The following is a 5,932-nucleotide window of genomic DNA, read 5'->3' on the forward strand; positions in this document are numbered from 1 at the left end:
CGGACCCCGGCCGTTTCCTGGACCCGCGCCTGGTGCCGCCGGACCCGCCCCTGCACCCCACCACCGCTGCGCAGCAGGAGATCGCACGCCTGATCGAACCCACGGTCGCGGCGATCCTGGGCGACCGGCCGCACTGAACGGCGTGCCGCCGATCGTTGCGATACAGCATGCATGCGATGTGCTATCCTGAATTTCATGGCTCTTCATTCACCTACGCCCGATTCCGCGCCGGGGCGCCTGCGGCTTCGGAAATCCATCCAGCAGATCGAATCGGAAAGCCAGGATCACGGGCTGCACCGGACGCTTGGCCCGATCCAACTGATGATGCTGGGGATCGGCTCGACGATCGGTGCCGGGATCTATGTGATGACCGGGACGGCCGCCGCGGAATATGCGGGGCCGGCCATCCTGCTCTCGTTCCTGGTGGCCGGCCTGGCGTGCCTGTTCACGGCGCTGTCCTATGGCGAACTCGCCTCGACGATGCCGGTTTCGGGTTCGGCCTACAGCTATGCCTATGTCTCGATGGGCGAAGGGGCGGCGTGGGCGGTGGGCTGGCTGCTGCTGCTGGAATATGGCGTGTCCTGCGCCGGGGTCGCCGCCGGCTTTTCCGGCTATGCGACCAGCCTGCTGCACGATCTGGGCGTGCATGTGCCCGCGTTCATCTCGACCACGCTGGTGCAGACCCAGCCGACCGTGCATGGCGCCAGCCTGCTGGTCGCGCCCAGGCTGGACCTTGTGGGGGCGGCCTCGGTCCTGCTGGTGACGTTCCTGCTGGTGCTGGGGATCCAGGAATCGGCGCGGATCAATACGCTGGTCGTGTTCGTCAAGGTCGGCGTGCTGCTGCTGTTCCTGGCGTTCGGCCTGCGTTACATCCACCCGTCCTATCTGGAACCATTCATCCCGCCGCGTGAGGACGGGTTCCATTACGGGGTGCCGGGCATCTTTCGCGCGGCCTCGGTCATCTTTTTCGCCTATGTGGGATTCGAGACGGTGTCGACCGCATCGGCCGAGGCGCGCAATCCGCGGCGCGACGTGCCGCTGGGCATCATCGGCTCGCTGCTGATCTGCACGCTGATCTATATGTGCGTCGCCGTGGTGCTGATCGGCGTGGTGCCGTTCCGCCGGCTGAACGTCGCCGATCCCCTGGCGATCGCCGTCGATGCGATCGGGCAGCCCTGGCTGGCGCTGCTGATCAAGGTGGGGGCGGTGATCGGCCTGTGCTCGGTGATCCTGGGGCTGCTTTACGGCCAGACCCGCATTTTCTTCACCATCGCGCGGGACGGGCTGCTGCCGAAGATTTTCTGCCGGCTGCATCCGACCTTTCGCACGCCGTGGATCGGGACCATCCTGCTGGGCCTGGTCGTGGCGGCGGCGACCGCCACGCTGCCGATCGACATCATCAGCGACCTGGTCAGCCTGGGCACGGCGGCGGCATTCGGCATCGTGTGCTTTACCGTCATCTGGCAGCGCAATGCCCGCCCCGACCTGGCGCGTCCCTTCAGCGTGCCGCTGGGCGGGGTGCGGGTCGGCGGGGTCTGGATCGGGCTGGTGCCCAGCCTGGGCATCCTGTTCTGCCTGATCATGGCCGGGCCGCTCTTTCTGGACATGATCCGTGCCCTGGCCGATGGCAATCCGCTGCCGGCCCTCCTGCTCGGCGGCTATATCGTCCTGGGGGTGCTGGGCTATGTCCTGTATGGCCATTCCCATTCGCACCTCGGCCGCGACAAGCGAACCGCCACGGTCTGATTTTGCGGGCCTCGACGAGGTCTGTCGGCCCGGAGATGTGTCCTGCAAGGCAGGACGGGGACGCCGCCTGACTTATACCAATCCATTTGGACATTGACCGTTTGGAAGACAGGTCGGGCTCTGCCCGAACCCGGCTGGGGCCACGGGCCCCTGCACCCCATTACATTGACAAATGATCGGTTTCCAAAGGCACCGCCTTTGGCGGGGTTCGGGGCAGCGCCCCGAAAAAGAGAGCCCGAAAAAAGAGAGAACAAGACGGTCAATCATGACACGCGCTGGCATGACACGCGCTGGTATTAATCCATTGATCCGCAATCGGTTCCCACCGACATCACATCCCTGGGGCAGCGCCGGGGCCGGTATAGGAGCCTGGCGGCGGGCGGTCGATCGCCGGCGAGATCACGCCCGGCGCGGTCAGTACGTCCTGCCCCGATTGCGACGCGACATGGGCCATGCGCTCGCGCGGCAGGGCCTCGGGGCAGTGGTCGCGCAGGAAGACGATGATCTTCTCGCGGATGTCGCAGCGCAGGTCCCAGCTCTGCATGGCCGAGCGGGCCGAGGCGATCACGCGGATCGTCATCACCTGCGCCGAACAGTCCGCGACCTGGACGTCGAACACCTTGCCGTCCCATAGCGGGCTTTCGCGCACGATGTCGTGCAGCCGGGCGCGGATTCGGTCCATCGGGGCGTGGAAATCGAGATACAGGAACACCACGCCGATCAGCGCCGCCGAATTATGCGTCCAGTTCTGGAAGGAATTTTCCAGGAAATAGGAAATCGGCACGATGTGCCGCCGCCAGTCCCACACACGCAGGACGACGTAGGTGGCGGTGATTTCCTCGACCCACGCCCAGTCGCCATTGATGATGATCAGGTCTTCCATCCGGATCGGCTGGGTCATCGCGATCTGCATGCCGGCGATGAGGTTGGTCAGCAGCGGCCGGGCCGCCAGGCCGACCAGCAGGGAGGCGGCGCCGGCCGACGCGAACAGGCTGAGGCCATATTCGCGCACCGATTCGAAGGTCATGAGCGCCGAGCCGACGGTCAGGACACCGATCAGGATATCCGCCATGCGGCGCAGTACGCGCACCTGCGTCTTATGGGTGCGCAGCAGGATGTCGTCGCGATCTTCCTTGCCGTCTATCCGCGCCAGGTAGGCGTCCGACAGCACGCGCATCGCCACGATTGCCGCATAGCCCAGCATCAGCACGAACAGAACCAGCAATCCCCGGCCCGTCATCTGCATCATGCGATAGGACAGGCCGGACGCCGGCAGCGCGGTCGCGACAAAGATGATCGCCAGCGTGATCCGCGCCGGACGCCGCATCGCCAGCGTGAAGGAACGGACGAAGGCCCCGCGCTTCTGCCCCGGGATGCGCAGGACGAGCTTGGTGGTGATCCGGCTGACGATCTCGGCCATCAGCACGGCCGCGCACAGGACCAGGATCGAGGCCACGATCCCGGGCAGCCAACCGAACGATCGGCGAAGGTCGATCAGGAGAGCAAGAAAGGCGCTTTTCACGAAATCCGTTCCGGTCTGTGGCCCGGCCGGGGCCGGGTGGCGCGCCATGAATGGCGCCATATCAAGGGAAAAGGCTTTTTTCTTTAACCATGATGACAACAGGTGCATCAATCGCGATCAACGGGTTGACTTTGGATGACGGGGGGGATATCTCCCCAACCACCGACGCGATGGCGGCGTAGCTCAGCGGTAGAGCAGGGGAATCATAATCCCTTGGTCGGCGGTTCAAATCCGTCCGCCGCTACCATGCGTCGGGATTCCCCACCCTTTATGGCAGCGACGCGCGATCCTTGCATCAGGCCGGATCGAACGCCGACCTGTTGTCCCGGCGGCGCCAGGTTTGCCGTTTCAGGCCGAGGCGGTCCAGCACGTCGCACACCGCCCAGAAGACGGGTGCGCGGCGGCGGCCGAGCGCCGGAATCCGCCAGATGTCGAACGGGAGCGAAAGAAATGGGTTGCGGCGGCCATATGCCCAGATTTCAACCCTGATCCCGGGCTGCAGGCTGGGACCGCGCGCATGGAAGCCGGACGTATCGGCCACGATCAGCGTATTGGCCGGCACGGCGAAGGCGCGTGGCGCGTCATAGCCGAGGCGGCGCAGATCTTCGGCCGAGATCCGGAACGAGCCGCGGCCGCTGAGGCGGTCGGGGGTGTGGCGCGCCGTCATGCTCATACGGCGTTCCCATGCCCGGCGCGCCGGCGTGAGGATGTGCGAACCAGGGACATAGACGAACGGGCCGGCGCCTTCCGCGACGTCGGTCAATGTCAGCCATGCCTTGACGGTCGGGTGGAACGTGTCGGCATGCAAGGCCGTCTGCGGATCCGGCGGGCCGTCGACGGCGCCGGAGAGGATCGTCTGCAGGTAGCAGACCGGCTCGGCATCATGACTGCCGACGAAACGCAGCAGGCGGCGCCAGAGCGGATCATCGAGGACTCGGCCGAGCGCGGGCATGCGTCGCAGGGCCGCCGGATCGAGCGCCAGGCGGCGGGTGATCGTGTCGCCCTGGATCGTCTCACGGGCTGGCCCGCGGAAATCCCTGGCCTGACGCAGCGCGGCGGCGAACATGTCGGGCGACAGGAAATCCGGGACCAGGACGAAGCCGTCACGCCGGAAGGCGGCGGCATGATCGGCGTCCAGGGCCTGGCCGAGGCGGCGGCGGCGGCGGTCGGCCAGCCAGTGGGCCAGGCCCTGGCGCGCGTTATGCAGGCCGAGCGCGTTGAGCCGGCGGCTGCCGATGATCGGGTTGTCGCGGAACGATTTCGCGCCGGTCGCGAGCTGCGCCACCCAGACCGGCGGCATCAGCAGCCGGGATGGTATCTTGCGCGCCAGGCTCGGTAGGTCGATCTTCATGAAAAATTCCGGATGACGCGCCGTTCTGGGATGATGCTGCCGGCAGCCAGCGCCTTCAGGGCGCGGACGGGCTCGCGCGCGCCTCGGCCACGTCGTGCGCGGTGACATGCCCGACCCGGTTGCCGAAATGGCCGATCGCGAAATTGGCGATGTCCGCCAGGTCCTGGTCGCGATATTCGGGGCCGAAGGCGGGCATCGTCATCGCGCCGTGCGCCGTATCCAGCCGCGACCCCTCCAGCATCACCCGAACCAGGTTGCGCCCCCGGATTTCGCCGAAGGCTCGCGCGCCCCAGAGCGCGGCGAAATCGACCTGCCGGCCCTTCCCGTCCGTCAGGTGGCAGCCGGCACAGGCGCCGGCGAACAAGCCGGCGCCGTCGCTGTGGCTGAGGCTGGCACTGGCCAGCGCATCCGGCGCGACGGCGGTGATCGTCTCGTTCGCCGGGCGGGCCGGCAGGCTGCGCAGATAGGTCACCATGGCGGCGATGTCCTGCGGCGTCAGGTACCGCAGGCTGTGCCCCACGACTTCGGCCATGGGGCCGGCTGCAGTGCCCCTGCCGTCGGCATGGCCGGTGGACAGATAGTCCGTCAGTTGCGAATCGTTCCAGGCCCCGATCCCGCTGTCGGGGTCGGAGGAAATGTTATAGGCGATCCAGCCGTTGGTTACGGCGCCGGCATAGGACCGGTCCCTGGACGTCGCCTGCAGCATCGTGCGGGGCGAATGGCATTCGGCGCAGTGGCCCGCGGCCTCGACCAGATAGCGGCCACGGTTCCACGCCGCCGACCGGCCCGGTTCGTCCGCGAGCGGCGAGGACGGACGATAGAGCAGGTTCCAGGCCAGCATCACGGCACGGATATTGTAGGGAAAGCGCACGACATTGGGGGGGGCGGGCGCATGCACCGCCGGCAGGGTCGCCAGATAGGCGCGGATTGCCCGCACGTCGTCCGGGGTCATGCGGGCATAGGACGCATAGGGCATGACCGGGTAGAGATGTTTCCACCCCGGCGCCACGCCCATCCGCACGGCGGATTCGAATTGCGCATCCGTATAGGCGCCGATCCCGGTTTCCCTGTCCGGGGTGATGTTCGGCGCGTAGATCCGGCCGATCCCGGGCAGGTCGAAGGCGCGGCCGCCGGCATAGGGCGTGCCGCCGGGCGCGGTGTGGCAGACCTCGCAATCCGCGGCGCGTTCGAGATATTCGCCACGCTTGACCAGGTCGGATTGCTGCGCCCGGGCCGTCGCGGCCCCAGCCGAGACCAGCGCCAGGGCCAGCAGGCTGACGATGTGACCCGCGCGCGTCATGCCTGGGCTCCCA

4 protein-coding genes and 1 tRNA gene are annotated in these 5,932 nt (G+C 67.1%); 2 read left to right on the top strand and 3 right to left on the bottom strand.

Features of this window, described 5'->3' with window-relative positions:
• Positions 1–195 precede the first annotated feature (195 nt).
• Complete coding sequence (locus HUK84_RS09030; protein ID WP_176640001.1) at positions 196–1,746, top strand: APC family permease; 1,551 nt, start codon at positions 196–198, stop codon at positions 1,744–1,746.
• A 331-nt stretch (positions 1,747–2,077) separates the two neighbouring features.
• Here the strand turns inward: HUK84_RS09030 and HUK84_RS09035 are convergent, their stop codons facing one another.
• Positions 2,078–3,268 carry a mechanosensitive ion channel family protein gene (locus HUK84_RS09035; RefSeq protein ID WP_176640002.1) on the bottom strand — a complete coding sequence of 397 codons (1,191 nt, stop codon included), beginning with the start codon at positions 3,266–3,268 and terminating at the stop codon, positions 2,078–2,080.
• Between the two features lie 172 nt (positions 3,269–3,440).
• On the opposite strand from HUK84_RS09035, the gene HUK84_RS09040 reads away from it, so the two are divergent.
• A tRNA-Met gene (locus HUK84_RS09040) sits at positions 3,441–3,515 on the top strand.
• Between the two features lie 48 nt (positions 3,516–3,563).
• Here the strand turns inward: HUK84_RS09040 and HUK84_RS09045 are convergent.
• Positions 3,564–4,619 carry a phytanoyl-CoA dioxygenase family protein gene (locus tag HUK84_RS09045; protein ID WP_176640003.1) on the bottom strand — a complete coding sequence of 352 codons (1,056 nt, stop codon included), beginning with the start codon at positions 4,617–4,619 and terminating at the stop codon, positions 3,564–3,566.
• Positions 4,620–4,674: 55 nt separating this feature from the next.
• Positions 4,675–5,919, bottom strand: coding sequence for a cytochrome c (locus tag HUK84_RS09050; protein WP_246285571.1), 1,245 nt, complete (start codon positions 5,917–5,919; stop codon positions 4,675–4,677).
• Positions 5,920–5,932 lie beyond the last annotated feature (13 nt).

The sequence above is a fragment of the Nguyenibacter vanlangensis genome, from assembly GCF_013376155.1.
In the GTDB taxonomy this organism is placed as follows: Bacteria; Pseudomonadota; Alphaproteobacteria; order Acetobacterales; family Acetobacteraceae; genus Gluconacetobacter; species Gluconacetobacter vanlangensis.